Source organism: Bacillus cereus group sp. BfR-BA-01441 (assembly GCF_022663075.1).
Taxonomy (GTDB): Bacteria; Bacillota; Bacilli; order Bacillales; family Bacillaceae_G; genus Bacillus_A; species Bacillus_A cereus.
Genome location: NZ_JAKUEU010000434.1, coordinates 1 through 218, shown reverse-complemented (window position 1 = coordinate 218; position 218 = coordinate 1). Strand labels below are relative to the sequence as shown.

Here is a 218-nt window from a genome sequence, read left to right as displayed (position 1 = left end):
ATAAAAATGGTATTGCTTCTGTTAAGGATCTTCCTTATGGAAAATACACATTTAAAGAAACTAAAGGTTTAACTGGCTATGTTGCTAATAGCGAAGTATTTAATTTTGAAATTACAAAACAAGGTTCTAATCAAGTTTTCAACGTGGTTAACAAACTTGTAAAAGGTTCTATTGAAATCAACAAGACAGGCGATAACAAACAGCCACTAGAGGGCGTT

The 218-nt window shown here is 32.1% G+C and carries 1 protein-coding gene; it reads left to right on the top strand.

Features of this window, described 5'->3' with window-relative positions; genetic code table 11:
- The coding region (locus tag MR107_RS31100) for a prealbumin-like fold domain-containing protein (protein WP_242293232.1) at nt 1–218 on the top strand (218 nt) is incomplete at both ends.